At 73.8% G+C, this 18,054-nt stretch carries 14 protein-coding genes; 6 read left to right on the top strand and 8 right to left on the bottom strand.

Annotated features, from left to right (window positions below; translation table 11 throughout):
* Positions 1 to 64: 64 nt before the first annotated feature.
* The 5 genes from ACWDVW_RS28455 to ACWDVW_RS28435 form a co-directional block, all read right to left on the bottom strand.
* The gene (locus ACWDVW_RS28455) at positions 65 to 997 is read right to left on the bottom strand and encodes an aromatase/cyclase (RefSeq protein WP_449954861.1); all 933 of its coding nucleotides are present in this window, start codon (positions 995 to 997) and stop codon (positions 65 to 67) included.
* 84 nt (positions 998 to 1,081) lie between these two features.
* On the bottom strand, positions 1,082 to 2,245 hold the full coding sequence (locus ACWDVW_RS28450; RefSeq protein WP_449954858.1) for an amidohydrolase family protein: 1,164 nt from the start codon (positions 2,243 to 2,245) through the stop codon (positions 1,082 to 1,084).
* A gap of 42 nt (positions 2,246 to 2,287) precedes the next feature.
* Positions 2,288 to 5,380 carry an AfsR/SARP family transcriptional regulator gene (locus tag ACWDVW_RS28445; RefSeq protein WP_449954856.1) on the bottom strand — a complete coding sequence of 1,031 codons (3,093 nt, stop codon included), beginning with the start codon at positions 5,378 to 5,380 and terminating at the stop codon, positions 2,288 to 2,290.
* Positions 5,381 to 5,457: 77 nt separating this feature from the next.
* Positions 5,458 to 6,489: an LLM class flavin-dependent oxidoreductase gene (locus ACWDVW_RS28440; RefSeq protein WP_449954853.1), complete on the bottom strand. Its 1,032-nt coding sequence runs from the start codon at positions 6,487 to 6,489 to the stop codon at positions 5,458 to 5,460.
* Positions 6,490 to 6,505: 16 nt separating this feature from the next.
* On the bottom strand, positions 6,506 to 6,964 hold the full coding sequence (locus tag ACWDVW_RS28435; RefSeq protein ID WP_396750823.1) for a MarR family winged helix-turn-helix transcriptional regulator: 459 nt from the start codon (positions 6,962 to 6,964) through the stop codon (positions 6,506 to 6,508).
* A gap of 198 nt (positions 6,965 to 7,162) precedes the next feature.
* On the opposite strand from ACWDVW_RS28435, the gene ACWDVW_RS28430 reads away from it, so the two are divergent.
* The 3 genes from ACWDVW_RS28430 to ACWDVW_RS28420 all read left to right on the top strand — a co-directional run bounded on the left by ACWDVW_RS28430 (position 7,163) and on the right by ACWDVW_RS28420 (position 11,335).
* The gene (locus tag ACWDVW_RS28430) at positions 7,163 to 8,653 is read left to right on the top strand and encodes a DHA2 family efflux MFS transporter permease subunit (RefSeq protein ID WP_449954849.1); all 1,491 of its coding nucleotides are present in this window, start codon (positions 7,163 to 7,165) and stop codon (positions 8,651 to 8,653) included.
* Positions 8,654 to 8,747: 94 nt separating this feature from the next.
* Positions 8,748 to 9,725 carry a quinone oxidoreductase family protein gene (locus tag ACWDVW_RS28425; protein ID WP_449954846.1) on the top strand — a complete coding sequence of 326 codons (978 nt, stop codon included), beginning with the start codon at positions 8,748 to 8,750 and terminating at the stop codon, positions 9,723 to 9,725.
* Positions 9,722 to 11,335: an FAD-dependent oxidoreductase gene (locus tag ACWDVW_RS28420; protein ID WP_449954843.1), complete on the top strand. Its 1,614-nt coding sequence runs from the start codon at positions 9,722 to 9,724 to the stop codon at positions 11,333 to 11,335. Before ACWDVW_RS28425 ends, ACWDVW_RS28420 begins: the two co-directional genes overlap by 4 nt.
* Here the strand turns inward: ACWDVW_RS28420 and ACWDVW_RS28415 are convergent.
* A complete protein-coding gene (locus ACWDVW_RS28415) occupies positions 11,312 to 12,694 on the bottom strand; it encodes an AfsR/SARP family transcriptional regulator (protein ID WP_449954841.1) in 1,383 nt (460 codons plus the stop codon). The genes ACWDVW_RS28420 and ACWDVW_RS28415 overlap by 24 nt on opposite strands.
* Positions 12,695 to 12,892: 198 nt before the next feature.
* On the opposite strand from ACWDVW_RS28415, the gene ACWDVW_RS28410 reads away from it, so the two are divergent.
* Positions 12,893 to 13,813 carry a zinc-binding dehydrogenase gene (locus tag ACWDVW_RS28410; RefSeq protein WP_449954838.1) on the top strand — a complete coding sequence of 307 codons (921 nt, stop codon included), beginning with the start codon at positions 12,893 to 12,895 and terminating at the stop codon, positions 13,811 to 13,813.
* A gap of 25 nt (positions 13,814 to 13,838) precedes the next feature.
* Positions 13,839 to 14,627: an SDR family NAD(P)-dependent oxidoreductase gene (locus ACWDVW_RS28405; RefSeq protein ID WP_449954835.1), complete on the top strand. Its 789-nt coding sequence runs from the start codon at positions 13,839 to 13,841 to the stop codon at positions 14,625 to 14,627.
* 51 nt (positions 14,628 to 14,678) lie between these two features.
* Here the strand turns inward: ACWDVW_RS28405 and ACWDVW_RS28400 are convergent, their stop codons facing one another.
* Both ACWDVW_RS28400 and ACWDVW_RS28395 read right to left on the bottom strand, forming a co-directional pair.
* Positions 14,679 to 14,984, bottom strand: a complete 306-nt coding sequence (locus ACWDVW_RS28400; protein ID WP_131054866.1) for an antibiotic biosynthesis monooxygenase family protein — start codon at positions 14,982 to 14,984, stop codon at positions 14,679 to 14,681.
* Positions 14,954 to 16,069, bottom strand: a complete 1,116-nt coding sequence (locus ACWDVW_RS28395; protein WP_449954832.1) for an alkene reductase — start codon at positions 16,067 to 16,069, stop codon at positions 14,954 to 14,956. The genes ACWDVW_RS28400 and ACWDVW_RS28395 overlap by 31 nt, the downstream gene beginning before the upstream one ends.
* Before the next feature lie 312 nt (positions 16,070 to 16,381).
* Here ACWDVW_RS28395 and ACWDVW_RS28390 point away from each other — a divergent pair, with 312 nt between their 5' ends.
* Complete coding sequence (locus ACWDVW_RS28390) at positions 16,382 to 18,037, top strand: ABC transporter substrate-binding protein (RefSeq protein WP_449954829.1); 1,656 nt, start codon at positions 16,382 to 16,384, stop codon at positions 18,035 to 18,037.
* Positions 18,038 to 18,054: the final 17 nt, after the last annotated feature.

The following is an 18,054-nucleotide window of genomic DNA, read 5'->3' as shown; positions in this document are numbered from 1 at the left end:
GGGAGGCTTGCTCACGGCCCGCAAGACCCGGGGCGGCCCGCACAATCCCGATCGGCTCGCACGATCACGGGAGCCGCGCCTGCTCCAGCGTGCGACGGCTGTTGGTGCCCAGCGAGCGGCGGACCAGGTCCCGGGCGTCGGCGAGGGTCGCCGAGTCGCCGAGCAACGCGGTCACCCGGTCCGGGCGCAGCACCACCGTGTGGTGCGACGTGGCGACCACACCGTCGCGCTCGGGGCGCAGCGTCCAGGTGCCGGTGTGCGCCGCGAGCAGCGGCGGCAGCACGGTCTGCTTGTACACGATCCGGTCGGCGGGGAAGCAGACCCGGACCGACCTGGTGGTGTGCACGCTGTCGTCCGGCGCGACGGTGTCCATCTCCAGGATCTGTACGCCGGGCTCGTCCTCGGTCAGCTCCACCCGGGCCACGTGCGGCAGCCGTTCCCGCCACCGGTCGGCGTGGTAGAGGAAGTCGTACACGTCCTGCGCCGGGGCGGCCACGTACACCTCGTCGGCGAAGGAGAGCAGGGTGCCGTCCTCGGCGGACTCCGCCGCCGCGCGCAGCGCCGCCAGCTCGGCGGTGCTGTTGTGCTCGACGGCCCGCGCCACCCACTCGGCGGCCTCGGGGTCGTCGTCCACCACGGAGTAGTCGTGCAGCAGGACGACCCGGGTGCCGCCGTCGATCGGTTCGAGCCGCCATTCGCCGCCCATCGAGGCCACCGGCGCCGCCGACACCTCCTGCCGGAACGTGATCCGGCCCTGCGCCGGTGTCAGCGCGCGCCGGGAGACCCAGGAGCGCACCACGCCGTTGGCGGTGGCCCACAACCGTAGGCGTTCGCGGTGCTGCGGCCCGTCGGCCTCCCGCTCGATCAGGTCCACGTGGACGGTGGGGGCGAACGTGTACGGCCAGCGGGTGACGTCGGCGATGATCGGGTACACCGCGTCGACGGATGCGCTCACGTCGACGGTGTGGCGTGTGGTGTGGACGGTGGGTTCGGGCACGGGGGACCTCCTGCCGGCTCGGTCGGGATACCCGCCGAGCCTCCCGCGCGCCGATCGACGTCCGATCCAGCACCGTTGGAGGAGTCACCGCACCCGCTGTCCGGCGCGCAGGACGGCGGCGACGCGCCGCAGCGCACCGGGCTCGACGGTCGGGTCCCCGTGCACCGCGAGCAGGTCGGCGTCGTACCCCGGTGCGATCCGGCCGATCCGGTCGCCGAGTCCGCAGACCTGCGCGGCCCCGGAGGTCACCGCCCGCAGCGCGGCCGTGGGCGGGACGCCGAGACCCACCATCGCCTCGACCCCGTACGCGAGCGACCCGTGCGGCTTGCCCGGCCCGCAGCCGGCGTCGCTGGCGCACGCGACGGGGACACCGGAATCGGCCACCCGGCGCAGGGCCGAGTGCACCGCCGCCCGGCGCGGGTCACCGCCGCCATCGCCGCCACCGTGTCCGGCGGTGCCGAGGGTGAGCGTGATCCGGGTCCCGGCCGCCGCCATCCGGGCCAGCAGCGGCGGGTCCGCGCGTACGCCGTCGGCGGTGACGAAGGTGCAGTGTTCGATGCCGTCGAAGCCGGCCGTGACTGCGGCGGCGATGCCGTCGGCGGCGTGGCAGTGGCCGGTGACCGGCAGTCCGTACCGGTGTGCCTCCCGCACGACCGCGTCCAGCTCCACCGGCCCGAACTGCATCTCGTGCGGCAGCGAACCCGGGGTGAGCTGACCGCCGGTCACCACGACCTTCACCACGTCGACCCCGCGTTCGGCCCGCTGCCGCACCGCAGCGCGGATCGCGTCGACGCCGTCGACCTCGCCGCCGAGGAACCAGCAGTGTCCGCCGTACGACGTGATCGGTGGTCCGGCGACGAGCAGCCGGGGCCCACGGTGTGGCGTGTCGGCGGTCTCGGCCCGGACCCGGAGCCCCAGGTAACCCCGGTCGCCGAGGTCACGGGCGGTGGTGACACCGGCGTCGAGTGTCGCCGTGGCGGCGGTCCGCATCCGGGTCAGCAGGGTGTCGTCGTCGGCGACGGCGAGACTGCCCATGGTGTCCGGTGTCGCGTCGAAGGCCAGGTGGACGTGGGCGTCGACGAGCCCGGGCAGCAGCGTCGTGTCGCCCAGGTCGACCAGCTCGGCGTCGCGCGGCGGCGGACCGTCCAGGACCGCCTCGATCACGCCGCCGGAGAGGAGCACGGTGGGCCGCGCCATCGGCACCGGGCGGACCCCGTCGAACAGTCGCCGTGTCCGTAGCGCGAGCATGTGCCCCCTCCGCGTGCCGCCGGTCGTTGCCGGGGCAGCGTGTCAGCTCGCGCTAGAGGTTCGCCGGAGCCCGGCACCGATCTGCCGGACGTGCGCCTGGAGACGCACCGAGGCGGCGGCCCGGGCCGCACCGGCCGCCGCCCGGACGTGGTCGCGTGCCTCCCGGTGGTGGCCGCGTCGCTGCGCCAGCACGGCCAGCCCGATCAGCGCCTCGCATCGCGCCTGCGGGTGGCCGATACGCTCGGCATCGCGCAACGCCCGCCGGTACTCCGGCTCCGCCAGATCCGCCCGGCCCTCGTCCTGGTGCAACGCGGCCAGCAGGTTGCGGGCGTTGACCAGCAGCGCGACGTAGCCGCCCTCCTCGGCGAAGGCCATCGCCCGACCGACGTGCCGGTGCGCGCGGTCCCGGTGCCCGGTGGCCCGACCGACCCGGGCCAGGCCGTAGGAGGCGAGCGCCACGGAGTGCGCCGACCGGGCGCACCGCCCGAGCCGCAACGCCTCCCGCAGCCACCGGACCGCCTCCCGGTGCGCGCCCAGGTCGCCGCAGACCGTGCCGAGCCGGGCCAGGATCTCCGGCTGGGCCGAGCAGGAACCGAGGCGCTCGCCGATGCGCGCCGCCGTCATCAGGTGTCGGCGGGCCAGCCGCAGGTCGCCGCGCCCGTGGTGGGCCATCCCGAGGTGCAGCAGGCAGCGCGCCTGCGCCTGGCGCAGGCCGAGTCGCCGGCACAGCCGCAGGCCACGGTGCAGCAGGCGGATGGCCTCGTCGAACCGTTTCCGGGGGCGCTGGAGGCGGTGCATGGCCAGCGCGGTGACCGCGACCATCTCCAGCGGTGCCGGACCGTGCCGGTGCAACCGGTCGCGGGCGTGCCGCAGGTGCGGCTCGGCGGCGTCCAGGTCGTGCAGGCCCTGCAACGCCAGGCCGAGGTTGAGCCGGGCGATCGCGGCGTGCACCGGCTCGCGGGCCGGGTCGGTCGCGTCGACCGCCGCCTCGGCGGCCAGCCGCCAGTCGGCGTGGTGCCGGTCGGCTCCGCACGGACCGCGCAGCGCGTCGGTCAGCCGGACCGCCAGCGGCACCAGACCCGTGGACGCGGCGTGCACCGCGACCGCGACCAGGTTGCGCCGTTCCCGTGCCAGCCAACCACGGGCCGCCCGGCGCCCGCCGAACGTCGACGTCCGGTGGGTGGCGGGCACCCGCACCACGTCCGGGTGGCACAGCCGCACCGCCTCGTCGGCCGTGCGCAGATACCACTCGCCCAACCGGCGCAGCGCCGCCCGGCGGTACGCGGGTGTGTCCTCGGCGCGTCCCCGCTCGGCGGCGTAGCGCGCCATCAGGCTGTGCAGCCGTACCGCTCCGTCGCGGCCCTGCTCGACGAGTTGGGCGCGGACCAGCTCGTCCAGCCCCTGCGCCGCGGTGGCGACCGGCAGACCGGCCAGCTCCGCGACGGTCTCGGCGCGATGCGACACTCCCGGCACGAGCGCCAGCAGCCGGAAGATCCGCCGGGTACGCGCCGGCAGCGCGGTGTACGCGAGGTGGAACGCGGTCCGTACCGCCGCGCGCCGGCTGCCGGGCAGGCTCAGCGCGTCGAGCGGGTTGGCCCCGAGCAGCTCGACGAACTCGCCGATGCCCTGGGTCGGATGGGTGGCGAGGTGGGCACCGGCGATCCGCAGCGCCAGCGGCAGCCGGTCGCAGTGGGCGACGAGCGCGTCCAGCGCCGCGCGTTCCCGCTCGACCCGGTCCGGGCCGATCATGACGGTCAGCAGTGTCGCCGCCTCGGCGGGGGAGAGCACGTCGAGGGCGACGACCCGGACGCCGGGACACGCGACGAGCGCCTCCGGCCGGCCGCGATGCGTGACGAGGACCGCGCAGTCGGCGGCGAGCGGGAACAGGCCGCGCAGCGCCGAGGCGTCGTGCAGGTCGTCGATGACGATGAGGACCCGGCGGCCGGCGAGGCGGCGCTGCAACGCGCGGGCACCGGCGGCGGTGGTGGCCGGTGGACGGTCCTCCCCGGCGGCGGTCAGCAGTTCGGCGAGGAGCTGCGACCAGTCACGGCCGGCGCCGTCGGCCTCGCTGGCGTGCACGTACCACTGGCCGTCGGGGAACCGGTCCCGCAGGCGGTGTGCGGTGCGGACCGCCAGCGCCGACTTGCCGACGCCGGGTGCCCCGGTCAGGCAGACCACCGGTGGGCCGTCCGGCGTCGACCGCAGGGCCGCGTGCAGCTCCGCCAGGAGGTCGGCCCGACCGGTGAAGTCGGCGACGTCCGGCGGCAGTTGGCACTGTGCCCGCCAGCCGGTGCGGGCGGCCACCACGGGCGGGTCCGCCCGACCGTGCGGCGTGCGAGGTCGCGCGGTGTCGCCGGTCTCGGCGAGCAGCCGGCGGTACCGCTGCCGCAGCTCCAGGCCGGGCGTCGCGCCGAACTCCTCGCGCAGCCGGTCCCGGGCCCGGTGGTACGCGGCGAGCGCGGCGGCCCGGTCACCGCTGCCGGCGAGCGCCTCCATGAGTTGGGCCCACAGGCGTTCCCGCTGCGGGTGGGCGACGACGGCGGTGCGGAGTTCCCCGACGACCTCGGCGTGCCGGCCCAGGGCCAGTTCGAGTTCGAAGCGCCGTTCCGTCAGGTGCAGCAGGTCCGCCACCAGGCCGGTGACCACCTCCTGCCGGATGCGTACCGACGGCACCAGGGCGAGCGGTTCCCCGCGCCACTCGGCCAGCGCCTGCCGTACCCAGTGCACTTCGGCGTCCGGCCGTCCGGCCCGTCGTGCCTCCCGGGCCCGGGTCGCCGCCTCGCGGTAGCGGTGCAGGTCCAGTGATCCGGGCGGCACGACGATGCGGTACGCGCCGGGCCGGGTCTCGATCGGCGCGGGCACCTCGGGGCGGATCCCGGCGAACAGCGACCGCAGCCGGGAGAGGTGCACGTGGAGGGCGGCCCGGGGGTTCTCCGGCGGCCGGTCGTGCCACGCCGCGCCGACCAGTTCCGGTGCGCCGACCCAGGTGTTCGCCCGCAGCAGCAGCGCCGCGAGGAAGACGCGTTGCTTCGGAGCGGTGACCGGCACCGGGTGGCCGGAGAGCGTGGCGACCAGGGGTCCCAGGACCCGGTACTCGTCGTCGGCGGTCTGCCCGCTTCCGGCTGTCGCGCTCACGCGGCCTCCTGGACGGTGGGCCTCTTATCGTCGCGCCTCGATGTTTCCGGACGGGAAATGCGTGCCGGTCACATCCGTCATGTGGGTAGCAGGGTGGCGAGCGCCGACCGTTGCGGGACGTCGCGCGGGCGCAGGCCGCACGCCTCGGCCAGCAGCGCGTACGAGCGCACCCGCGCCTGGTGGTCGTGGATCGTGGAGAGGACGACGAACTCGTCCACGCCCACCGCCTCGCTCATCGCGGCGAGCTGCCGGGCCACCTCGCCGGGGGAGTCGACCAGGTAGCGCGGCCACTCGGTGCGCTCGGTCAGCAGGTCCTCGCCGAGACCGGGCAACTGGGCGAGCGCCACCTCGGCGGGCGGCACCGGCCGCAGGTCGCCACGGGACATCCGGTGCCGGAACAGGCGCTGGCTGGCGAAGACGTGCTCCGCCTCCTCGCGCGTCGGCGCACAGTAGACGCCGATGCCGACCATCACCCGAGGGGTGCCGCCGGTGCGCGGGTCGAAATGCCGCCGGTAGGTCTGCACCGCCTCGGTGACCAGCTCCGGGCGGCCGAAGTGCGCGAACGAGTACGGCAGTCCGAGTCGACCGGCCAGGGCTGCGCTCGGTGGACTGGCGCCGAGCAGCCACACCTGGGGTGTGCCGTCCACCGACGGCATGATGCCGCCCTGGTCGCCGGGGGCGCCGAGGAACGCGCGCACCGCGTCGACCTGCTCGCCGAACGCGTCGTCGGAGGAGGTGTAGAGGTGCGGGTTGAGCAGCCGGGCGTCGCGGGAACTGGCCCCGGCGCCACGACCGATGCCGAGGTCGACCCGGCCCGGCGCGAGAGCCTGGAGCACCCGGAAGGTCTCGGCGACCTTGAAGGGGCTGTAGTACGGCAGCAGCACGCCGCCGCTGCCGATGCGGATCCCGCTCGTCTCGCCGCTGAGCCGGGCCACCATGACCTCGGGGGAGGGGCTCGCGAACGACGGCGTGGCGTGGTGCTCGGCGAGCCAGTAGCGGTGATAGCCGAGCGCGTCGGCCGCGCGGGCCAGGTCGAGAGTGTGGTGCAGGGCCTGGGTCGGGGTGGACCCCTCGGGGATCATCGACTGGTCGAGGATCGACAGCTGCACGGGTGCTCCCTGCGGGTCAGGCGTCGGCGGGCAGGCCGACGGGGCGGGTGAGCCGCGCGACGACGGAGGCCAGGCGCTCGTCGAAGGCGGCGGCGTCCAGTGCGGTGGCCAGCTCCGCCCGGCATGCCTGTGCGGCCAGGGCGTGCCGTTCCACGCCGGGCTCGGTGATCTGGCAGTAGACCCCACGGCGGTCGTGTGCGCAGCTCACCCGGGCCGCGAGCTGCTTGGCGGTCAGGCGGGTGACCAGGCGGCTCATCGAGGACTGGTCGAGGGCGACCGCGTCGCTGAGGTCCTGGATGCGCATGCCACGGGGGTTGCCCCGGGTCAGTTCGTCGAGCACGAGCAGCTCGGTGAGGGTCAGGTCGAAGTCGCGGGTGAGTCGCCGGTCCAGCGTCTGCCCGAGTCGGCCGGTGAGGACGGTCAGCTGCCGCCACAGGGCGAGCAGGTCGGGCTGTCCGTCGCGTCGCTCCGCCATCGCGCCCCCTTCGTCTGCTGACGCCCTACCCTACATGTCGCTGCTCATTCAATGTAACAGCATCTTTTATTCGCGTCTGACCACAAGTTCGAGCAGGGAAACCCGCGCGCCGGACGCTCGTGTGCGACAAAATGTGTGTGCACATGCATGTAGTATCCCTGCGTCAATCCCCGATCACCCGGCTCGGAGGTCCACATCATGTCCAGCGACACGCCGTCCCTGGCGGCAACCGACGGGGCCGCATCGCGGCGGGCACCCGACGACGTGCCAGATCCCACCGGCCCGGCGGTCGACGACCGCCTCGATCCGGCGTTCCTCAAGATGGCCGGCGTCCTGCTGCTGGCCCTGCTCATGGCGCTCCTCGACGAGACGATCGTCAACGTCGCGGTGCCCCGCCTGACCGCCGTCTTCGACGCGCCCCTGTCGACCATCCAGTGGGTCACCGCCGTCTACCTGCTCGCCGTCGCGATGGCCACCCCGGTCGCCGGGTGGGGAGTGGACCGGTTCGGCGGCCGTCGAGTGTGGATCTTCGCCGTCGTGCTGTTCACTCTCGGCTCCCTGCTGTCCGGTCTGGCCTGGTCGGCCGAGAGCCTGATCGCGTTCCGCGTGGTCCAGGGGATCGGCGGAGGCATGATCTTCCCGGTCGTGCAGGCGCTGATCGCCCGAGCCGCCGGCCCCGCCCGGGTCACCAAGGCGATGGGCCTCATCTCGATCCCGCTCACCGTCGGCCCGGTGCTCGGCCCGATCCTCGGCGGCTTCTTCGTCGACGACATCAGCTGGCGGTGGATGTTCTTCATCAACCTGCCGGTCGGCGTGGTCGCGCTGGTGCTCGCCCTGCGCGTGCTGCCCGCCGACGGCCCCACCGGGGACGCCGCCGCACCGAAGCTGGACCTGCTCGGTCTGGCCCTGCTCTCGCCCGGGTTCGCCGCGCTGATCTACGGCCTCGTCACCGCCGCGCACCGTGGCGACTTCGGCGACGGGCGCGCCGTCACCGCGTTCGTGGTCGGCGCGGCCCTGCTCGTGGCGTACGTGCTGCACTCCCTGCGCACCGCCGCGCCGCTGATCGACATACGGCTGTTCTCGAAGCGCGGGTTCACCATGTCGGTGGTCACCATGCTGCTCGTCGGCGCGGTCGCCAACGCGCTGCTGTTCCTGACGCCGCTCTACTACCAGCAGGCACGCGGGTTCGGGGCACTGCACGCCGGCCTGCTGATGGTCCCCTCCGGCATCCTCGGCGCCGCTGGTGCCATCGCCGTCGGCAAGGCCGGTGCCCGCCTGACCGCGCGGGCCACCGCACCGATCGGCATGCTGCTCGCCGCCCTCGCCGCGGTGGTGCTCTCCGGCGTCGGCCCCGACACGTCGCAGACGGTGACCGCCGTCGCGTTCGGCGTCGGCGGGTTCGGCATCGGGTTCACGGTGCCGGGCGTGATGGCGTTCATGTACCTCGCCGTCGGTGACGCCGACGCACCCCGGGCCACCAGCGCGCTGTTCATCCTCAACCAGATCGGCGGTGCGCTGGGCATCGCCGTGGTGGCGGTGGCCCTCCAGGACCGTCTCGCGGCGGCCGGCACCTTCGCACCCGACGCGTACGGCCGGACGTACTGGTTCGTGGTCGGGTTCGCGCTCGTGGCCGGTCTGGCCGCCGCGTTCGTGCCCGGACCGCTGCGCGCGCCACGACAACCCGCGTGACGCTGGGGGCGTCCTCGACCCGGCCGCGAGTGCCTGCGGCTAGAACCGGCGGTGGCGGCACCGCGCCGCCGGTCGACGGAAGGGGAGCCCCCGCATGCGCGTCATCCGTTACTCCGAGCACGGCGGTCCCGAGGTGCTGACCGTCGACAAGGTGCCGGTGCCGGAGCCCGGCGAGGGTCAGGTGCGCGTCCGGGTCGAGGCCGTGGGCGTCAACTTCATCGAGACCCAGCTACGCTCCGGCACCGCGCCGTTCCCGTCGCCGGTGCCCAGTGCCCCGCGCGGGGACGTGGTGGGCCGGGTGGAGGCGGTCGGACCGGGCGACCACCGCTTCGCGGTCGGTGACCGGCTGGCCGCCTGGGGCGTGGCCGACGCGTACGCCGATCACGTCCTGGTCACCGACGGGCAGGCCGTCGCCGTACCCGACGACGTGTCGGCGCCGGTCGCCACCGCGCTCGCCTCGACCGCCCAGGTCGCCGCGAACGTGCTCAGCGTCGGTCGGCTCGCCCCCGGCGAGTCGGTGCTCGTGCACGCCGCCGCCGGGGCGATCGGGCACCTGGTGACCCAGTTGGCGAAGCTGCGTGGCGCCGGGACCGTGATCGGCACGGTCGGCTCGCCGGAGAAGGCGGCGTTCGTCCGTGAGCACGGTGCCGACGTCGTGGTCGACTACACCGCACCCGACTGGTCCGAGCAGGTGCGGGCGGCGACCGGCGGCGCCGGGGTGGACGTGGTCCTGGACAGCGTCGAAGGGCCGGTCTTCGCGCCCAGCCTCGCGCTGCTGAAGCCGCTCGGCCGACTGGTCTACTACGGATTCGCGGGCGCCGACGGCGACGTGGCGCGGGTCGCCCTGACCGACCTGCTGGGTCTCAAGAGCATCGTGGGCACCGCGTTCGACGCCTGGCTCGCCGCCGCGCCCGAGGAGGCGGAGCGCAATCAGCGGGAACTGACCGAACTCGTCCGCGACGGTCGGCTGCGGGTGGCGGTGCACGCGGTCCTGCCCCTGGAGGAGGCGGCACAGGCCCACCGACTCATCGAGGACCGTCGCCAGCTCGGCCGCGTGGTGCTGGTCCCGTGACCGCCGTCGAACACCGGCCGCTGCTGGTGGTCGGTGCCGGACCGGCGGGCCTGAGTACCGCCATCTTCGCCCGCCTGCACGGGGTGCGCCCACTGGTCGTGGAGCGCCGGCCTGGTACGTCGACCGGGGTCAAGGCCACCGGCCAGTATCCGCACACCATGGAGGCGTTGCGGGTGGCCGGTCTGGTGGACCGGATCCGTGACCTGAGCCGTCCGGACCGTACCGAGTTCTCCATGGTGCTCGCGCCCCGGCTGGGTGGGCCGGTCACCCGGACGCTGGTCAGCGGCCGGGAGCTGACCATGCGACACGTGTCGCCCGAGGACTGGGGGACGGCCAGCCAGTCCGGTGCGGAGGCGGCCCTCGCCGAGCGGGCCCGAGGGCTCGGCGCCGAGGTGCGCTTCGGCACCCGGCTGCTCGGGTTCGCGCAGGACGAGGACGGTGTCACCGCGTTCCTGGAGGAGACCGAGACCGGTACGCGCCATCGGGTGCGGGCGTCGTACCTGGTCGCGGCCGACGGGTGGCGCAGCCCGGTGCGGGAGTCGCTCGGCGTACCCCTGCGGGGTCGGGGTGTGGTGGGGCAGGTCCTGCGGGTGCTGTTCAAGGCCGACCTCAGCGAGCCGCTGGCGCACACGCCCGGTGCCGCCGACGGCTCCCGGTTCGCGGCCTTCCACGTCGGGAAGGCGGTGCTGTTCAACACCGAGATCCCCGGACTGTACGGCTACTTCCGCAACCTCACCCCGGAGCTGCCGGAGGGCTGGCACCGGTCCCGGGAGGCGATCGCCCGGCAGATCACCGTCGACCTGGGACTCGACCCGGACCTGCCGATGGACATCACCGAGTACGGCGAGACCTCGATCGCCTGCGCGGTCGCCGAACGGTTCCAGGTGGAGCGGGTGCTGCTGGCCGGCGACGCCGCCCACGTGATGCCGCCGACCGGCGGGCTCGGCGGTAACACGGCGATCATGGACGGGTGGTACCTGGGCTGGCGGCTCGCCGCCGTGATCCAGGGCTGGGCGGGGCCCGACCTGTTGTCGACGTACCAGGCCGAGCGGGGGCCGTACGCCCGGCTGCTCGTCGAGCAGCAGTTCGCCAACCTGGTCGAACGGATCGCGCCGGAGCTGCGCGACGACCAGGTGCCCGCCCCGCTGCCACCGGCCGTGCTCACCTTCGGCTACCGCTACCCGGCCGGTGCGGTCCTGCTCGAACCCGGCGACGACGGCGCGCTCGTGGAGGACCCGACCACGGCCACCGGCCGGCCCGGATCGCGGGCGCCCTACCTGCCGCTCACCGGCCCGGACGGCGCCGACACCTCCACCACGGCGTTGTTCGGCACGGGCTTCGTGCTGCTGACCGGGTCGGCGGGAACCGCCTGGGCGGAACCGGCCACGCGGGTCGCCGAGCGGCTCGGTGTGCCCCTGGTCGTGCACACGATCGGCCCGACGGGGGAGTACGTCGACCGGGACGGCCGGTTCGGCGCCCGCTACGGCATCGAGCCCGACGGCGCCACGCTGGTGCGGCCGGACCGGTTCGTGGCCTGGCGATCGGTCGGTCCGCTGCCCGATCCCGAGACCCGGCTGGAGCAGGTGCTACGGACCCTGTTGCGTCGATGAGACGCGCGCGGTGGTGGCCGGACGCTCCCCGGTCCCGTGATGTCGGGAGGCGTGCGGGTCGCCGCCCCACGCCTGCGGCGCGAACGGGCGGGCCCCGTGCAGCGCCACCAGCTCCGGCACCACCGCGTCGCCGACGGTCAGCACCGCGCAGCGGGAGGTGCCCGGCAGCAGGTCGTGCACCTGCTCGGCGTCGCGGACGTCGTCCAGCACCAGCAGCACCCGCCGGTCGGCGAGCCGGGCCCGGTACGCGGTGACCAGTTCCCGGCGACGCAGGGGCACCGCGTCGGCGGCCATACCGGAGCGTCGCAGCAGCTCGGCGAGCACCTCGGCCGGGTCACGCGGTCGACCGGTGGGGTCGGCCAGCCGCACGTACCACTGCCCGTCCGGGAACGCCGCGCGCAGCCGGCGGGCCAGCGCCACCACGTCTGCGGTGCGGTCCGGGCCGGGCGGACCGGCGAGACACACCAGGGGCAGCGCGGTGCCGGCCTCCCGACCGGCCAGCGCGGCGGCGACGGCCGGCCATCCGGGTCCGCGCGGCTGCCGGTCGACGTCGACCGGCGGCAGGTCGGTGTGCGTGTGCCAGCCGTCCCCGGCGATGCGTCGGTACACCGCCTCCAGCTCCGGCCCGGGCGTCAGACCGAGTCGGGTCCGCAGCGTCGCGCGGGCCCGTTCGTACGCGGCCAGGGCCGCCGTCCGGTCACCGGCGCGTTGCAGCGCGGTCACCAGCAGGCACCACAGCCGCTCGCACACCGGGTACGCGACGACCAGGGCCCGCAACTCGGTCACCAGCTCGCCGGGCGGGCGGGTGGCCAGCTCCAGTTCGTAGCGTCGTTCGAGCAGCCGTAACCGCTCCTCGACCAGCACCGGGGTGACCTCCTCGGCGAGCGAGGGCACCACCGCGAGGGACGCCACCGTGGCCGGTCGCGCCGCATCCGCGTGCCACTGCGCCAACGCCGCCCGGACGTGCGCGAGTTCCCCGGCCGGGTCGTCGCCACGTCGGGCCTGCTCCGCCCGACGGGCGGAGGTGCGGAACCGGTGCAGGTCCACGGTCTCCGGCGGGGTACGCAACGCGTACCCGCCGCCGAGGGAACGCACCCGGGGGCGGGGCGAGGTCGTCGGCGCACCGGGGCGGTCGCCGAGCACCGCGCGCAGCCGGGCCACGTGCACGTGCAGCGCGGCGGCGGGTCGGGCCGGTGGGCGGTCACCCCACAACCGGGGGTAGAGCTCGTCCAGCGGCACCTCCTCGTTGACCCGCACCAGCAGGGTCACCAGGAGGGCCTGTTGCTTCGGGGCACCGATCGGCACCGGTCGCCCGTCGATCGTGACCTGCAGCGGCCCGAGAATGCGAAAGTCGGTCACCGAGTCCCCCGTCGAGCGGCGGAATGCACGCACAGTGTCAGGGCGACTACCGTCACCCCGCCTCGGACATCGTGCTCGGGTCCGGCGGCACCGGCAACGCGTATCCCAGTGACGCCCATCTCACCGGCGACCCTCCACCAGGACTCCAGCACCCGTCGGTACGAAGGGCGGGAACCTGTCGTACCGGTGGAGGTCGATGTGAAAGCACTGGTCACGTCCGCGGACGAACCCGACGGACTCCGCCTGGAGTCCGTACCCGAGCCACGCCCGGCACCCGGCGAGGCGCTCGTCGAGGTGCACGCCGTCGCGGTGAACCGCGCGGACCTCCTGCTCGCCGCCCGGCAACCGCCCGGCGCCCGGCTCGGGCTGGACGTCGCCGGCACGGTGGTGCGCGCCGCCGACGACGGCACCGGGCCACCGATCGGCACACCCGTCGCGGGCGTGGCGGCGTCGACCGGATGGGCGCAGCTCGCGGCCGTGCGGACCGACCGGCTCGCGGCCATACCGTCCGGCGTGGAACCGGCCGTCGCGGCGGCGGTGCCGGTGGCCGGACTGACCGCCCTGTACGCGCTGCGGCGTGCCGGGTGGCTGTTGGGCCGCTCGGTGCTGGTGACCGGTGCCAGCGGTGGCGTCGGCGGTTTCGTGGCGGACCTGGCGGCGGCGGGCGGCGCCGCCGTCGTCGGTTGGGTGGGCACCCCGGAACGCGGCCGGCACCTGACCGAGCGGGGCCACCGCGTGCACGCCGGCTACGCGACACCGCCGCAGGAGCCGGTGGACGTCGTCGTGGACAGCGTCGGCGGGACGGTGTTCCGGGAGGCGTTCGTGCGGTTGCGCCGGGGCGGGGTGGCGGTGGTCTTCGGCAACACCGTGCGCGCCGAGCTGGTCCTGCCGCCGGACTGGGGCCACGCCCGCGCCGGGGTACGCCTGGAACACCTGTTCCTCCTCGACGAACTGGAACGGCACCGGGCCGACGAGGACCTGGCGACGCTGTTCGGGCTCGTGGTGGACGGGCGGCTGCGCCCGCACGTCGGGCTGCACGCGGACTGGACCGACGCCGCCACGGCGGTGCGGGCCCTGCTGGAGCGCCGGGTCACCGGCCGCGTCGTACTCACCCTGTGATCGACGATCGAGGAGGACAACGGAGATGACGACACCGAAACGTGCCGGCGCGGCGCTGGTGACCGGCGGTACGAGCGGGATCGGGCTGGCCGTCGTGGAGACGCTGGCCGAGCAGGGCTTCCCGGTCTACTTCTGTGCCCGCGACGCGGCACAGGTGGCCACCGTCGTCGACAAGCTGCGTGGGCGCGGCCTGGAGGTCGACGGGGTCGCGGCCGACGTGCGGTCCCCGGACGACGTGGTCCGGCTGGTCGCCGGGGCGGTGCAGCGGTTCGGCCCGGTGACGGTGCTGGTGAACAATGCCGGCCGGTCCGGCGGCGGAATCACCGCCGAGCTGGACGACGCGCTCTGGGAGGACGTGCTCGCCACCAACCTCACCTCGGTGTTCCGGGTGACCCGCGAGGTGCTGCGCGCCGGTGGCATGCGCGAAGCCGGGTGGGGCCGCATCGTCAACATCGCCTCGACCGCCGGCAAGCAGGGCGTCGCGCTCGCGGCGCCGTACACCGCCTCCAAGCACGGGGTGGTCGGCTTCACCAAGGCGGTCGGGTTCGAGCTGGCCGGCACCGGCGTCACCGTCAACGCGGTGTGCCCCGGGTACGTGGAGACGCCGATGGCGGTCCGGGTGCGCCAGGGGTACGCGGCACACTGGCAGACCACCGAGGACGCGGTGCGGCAGCGGTTCGAGGCGAAGATCCCGCTGGGCCGGTACTCGACGCCGGAGGAGGTCGCCGGGCTGGTCGGCTACCTGGTGACCGACACGGCCGCCTCGCTGACCGGGCAGGCGCTCAACGTCTGCGGCGGTCTGGGCAACTACTGACACAGGCGACGGCCGCCGGAGCGCGCTCCGGCGGCCGTCGGACTCGGTGGATCAACCGGTGACGCGGTCGGCCTCGTACTGGAAGACCGGCTCGGTCAGGTGTGGTTCGCCCTTGATGATGCCGGTCAACCGGTCCAGGCGGGTCCGGAACTCCGGCTCGTGCAGCGCGGTGCGGAAGGACTCCTCGTCGGTCCACTCGGCGATGTTGTAGTACGTCGACGGATCCTTCTGCGACCGGCTCAGCACGTACCGGATCAGCCCCGGTCGGGTCTGCATGTACTCGGCCACGCTGGCGTAGTGACGTTCGAGATCCTCGGCGGCGCCGATCAGCGTGAGCTTGTTGACGAATACGACCATGACGCGGTGTTCCCTTCCGTGTCGTCGATGCGGGGGTAGTCGAGATAGCCCCGGCGACCGCCCTGATAGAAGGTCGTCGGGTCCGGCGGGTTGAACGGGGTGCCGTCGGCCAGGCGGCGGGGCAGGTCGGGGTTGGCGAGGAACTGCTTGCCGAAGGCGAGCGCGTCGAACCCGGCGGCCAGCGCGTCCGTCACCGCGGCCCGGGTGGCCTCCGGCCCGAGGTGACCGGTGCCCGGGTTGAGCACCACCGCCCCGTCCCACCGGGCTCGGACGACCCGGGTCAGCTCCAGGTCGGAGCCGTGCACCAGGTGCAGGTACGCCAGGTCGAGCGGACGCAGCGCCTGGAGCAGGGCGGGGTACACCTCGGCGGCGTCCGGCTCGGTCATGTCGTTGAGCCCGAACCCGGGCGACAGCCGCAGCCCGACCCGGTCCGCGCCGACCGCCGCGCCGACCGCCTCCACCAACTCGACGGCGAAGCGCACCCGTCGGTGCGGTGCGCCGCCGTACTCGTCGGTGCGGCGGTTGGTGACCGCCGACAGGAACTGGTGGACCAGGTAGCCGTTGGCGCCGTGCAGCTCCACGCCGTCGAATCCGGCGGCGACGGCCGTCTCGGCGCACCGCACCACGTCCTCGATCGCGTCGGTGATGTCGGTCGGCGACATCTCCCGCGGCTCGGGGTGTTCCTTCGGCCCGTCGAACGTCCGGGCCAGCCCGGCCGCCGGCACCGGCGACGGCGCCAGCGGCTGGTGACCGTACAGGGCCGGGTGACCGATTCGTCCGGCGTGCATGATCTGGAGCACGATGCGGCCGCCGGCCTCGTGGACCGCCCGGGCCACCGCCGTCCACGCCTGGGTCTGCGCGGGGGTGTGCCACTGCACGCTGTACGCGTGGCCGACCGCCCGGGGTGCCGGGTTGGTCGCCTCGCTGACGATGAGCCCGGCGTCGGCCCGCTGGGCGTAGTAGTCGGCCACGTAGGGCAGGGGAGTCCCGTCCCGGGTGGCGCGTCCGCGGCCCATCGGGGCCATCACGATCCGGCTGGGCAGCCGCAGGCGACCCAGCCGGACCGGATCGAAGAGCGTCGGCATCGGGGCAACCTCCTCGCTGGGTGGTGCCTGATGCTCGCCCGGGATTCTCAAGGGCCCGTGGAGCCTGGCTACAGATCGGGCCCGACCTCCGGTGGGCGGGGGCCTGGTGAACAGCCGTACGTATCAGTTGTGTGAACTTGTGTGAACACTTGCGCCGCACTTCATCAGCCGTTCGGCCGGGTCAGGGTGACAATTTCGGGACTTCCGCGGTGAACAAGGGTTGGGGTCTTGTTCACCTCCACCTAATCCGATAGAACACGAGTGGGTCCGCTGCGCGGCCCGTCCGCCTCGTAGTTCTAGGAGGACTACTTCATGGCACGTACACCTGGTGTGGGCCCCTCCTCGCCCGCCATCTCCCGACGCGGGGTGCTGCAACTGGGCGGCAGTTTCGCGCTCCTGCTCACCACGGGCGCCTGCGCCGCGAACAGCGGCTCGAACTCGGACGACTCGACGTCCGGCGGCCCGACCGCCAGCACGCTGCGGATCGCGGTCTCGAGCTACCTGTCGAGCTGGGATCAGGACTTCGTCGGCTTCGACCTGACCGCGCTGATGCTGTTCAAGAACGTCTTCCCCTACATGATCGACTACGGCGTCACCACCGCCGGTGACAGCCAGATCCTCGACACCCAGAACATCACCCCGACCTTCGCCGAGTCTTTCGAGCCGGACGCCGAGCAGAAGGTGTGGACGTTGAAGCTGCGCCGGGGCGTCACGTTCGCCAGCGGCAACGAGATGACTGCGGCCGACGTGAAGTGGTCCAAGGACCGCGCCTTCGCCGCGCAGGCGAACGTGGCCGGCGTCTACCGCACCATCGGTCTGACCGAAGCCGACCAGGTCAAGGTCGTCGACGACTACACCGTCGAGTTCCACCAGGCGTTCCCGAGCGCGCTGACCCGGCAGATCCAGGCGATCTCGCTGTACGTCTTCGACTCGGAGGAGGCCAAGAAGCACGCCACCGCCGACGACCCGTGGGCCAAGGAGTGGTTCGCCAAGAACGCCCCCACCGGCGGCTACTACAACGTCGCCAAGGCCACCCAGGGGCAGGAGATCGAGCTGGCGGCGAACACCGGCTACCCGGGACCGGACGCGCCCAAGACGCCGACGATCCGGATCTCCGTGGTGCCCGCCGCCTCGAACCAGCGGCTGCAACTCCAGGCCGGTGACATCGACATCGCCCTCGGCGTCAGCCAGCGCGACATCGAGGACCTGCGCAGCACCGACGGGGTCAAGGTGATCTCGGCGGCCAGCAACCGTCAGGTCGCGATCCAGATGTCGGTCACCTCGGCGCCGTTCGACAACGTCGACGTCCGCAAGGCCCTGGCCTACGCGGTGCCGTACGAGCAGATCATCAACAACGTGTACGGCGGCGACGCCCGGGCCGCCAAGAGCCCGGTGCCGCTGGACATGCCCGGGTACGACGAGAGCGGCTACCCGTTCACCCACGACGTGGACCGGGCCCGCGCCGCCCTGAACGCCGCCGGCCGCGCCTCGGTCGAGTCGGAACTGGTCTTCGAGGCCGACAACGAGGAGCAGCAGCGCATCGCGGTGCAGGTGCAGAGCGAGGCGGCGAAGGCCGGTATCAACCTCAAGCTGACCCCGCTGGACCCGGCCACCCTCGGTGAGCGGCGGACCCGCAAGAACATCCCGCTCCAGCTCACCTCCGGGCAGCTCTGGGTCAACGACGTCGAGTACATGCTCGCGACGAGCTTCGTCAAGGGCGCGAACCTCAACTACTCGAACTACACCAACGCCGAGATCGAGCAGATCTACGAGCGGTCGCACACCACCGTCGAGGAGGCCGCCCGCACCGCGCTGTGGCAGCGGGTCCAGCAGATCCTCGCCGAGGACGTGCCGTGGGTGGTGATCTGCCAGCCGAACTTCAACCTCCCGGTCCGCGAGGCGGTGGCCGGCTGGGTGCAGCCGATGGACGGCCTCGCCCGGTTGCGCTACCTGACCAGGTCGGCCTAGGCGCGGCCGGCTCCCTT

This window comes from Micromonospora sp. NPDC003241 (genome assembly GCF_053589795.1).
The sequence above is the reverse complement of the archived record's forward strand: the minus strand, read 5'-3'. Positions and strand labels throughout refer to the sequence as shown.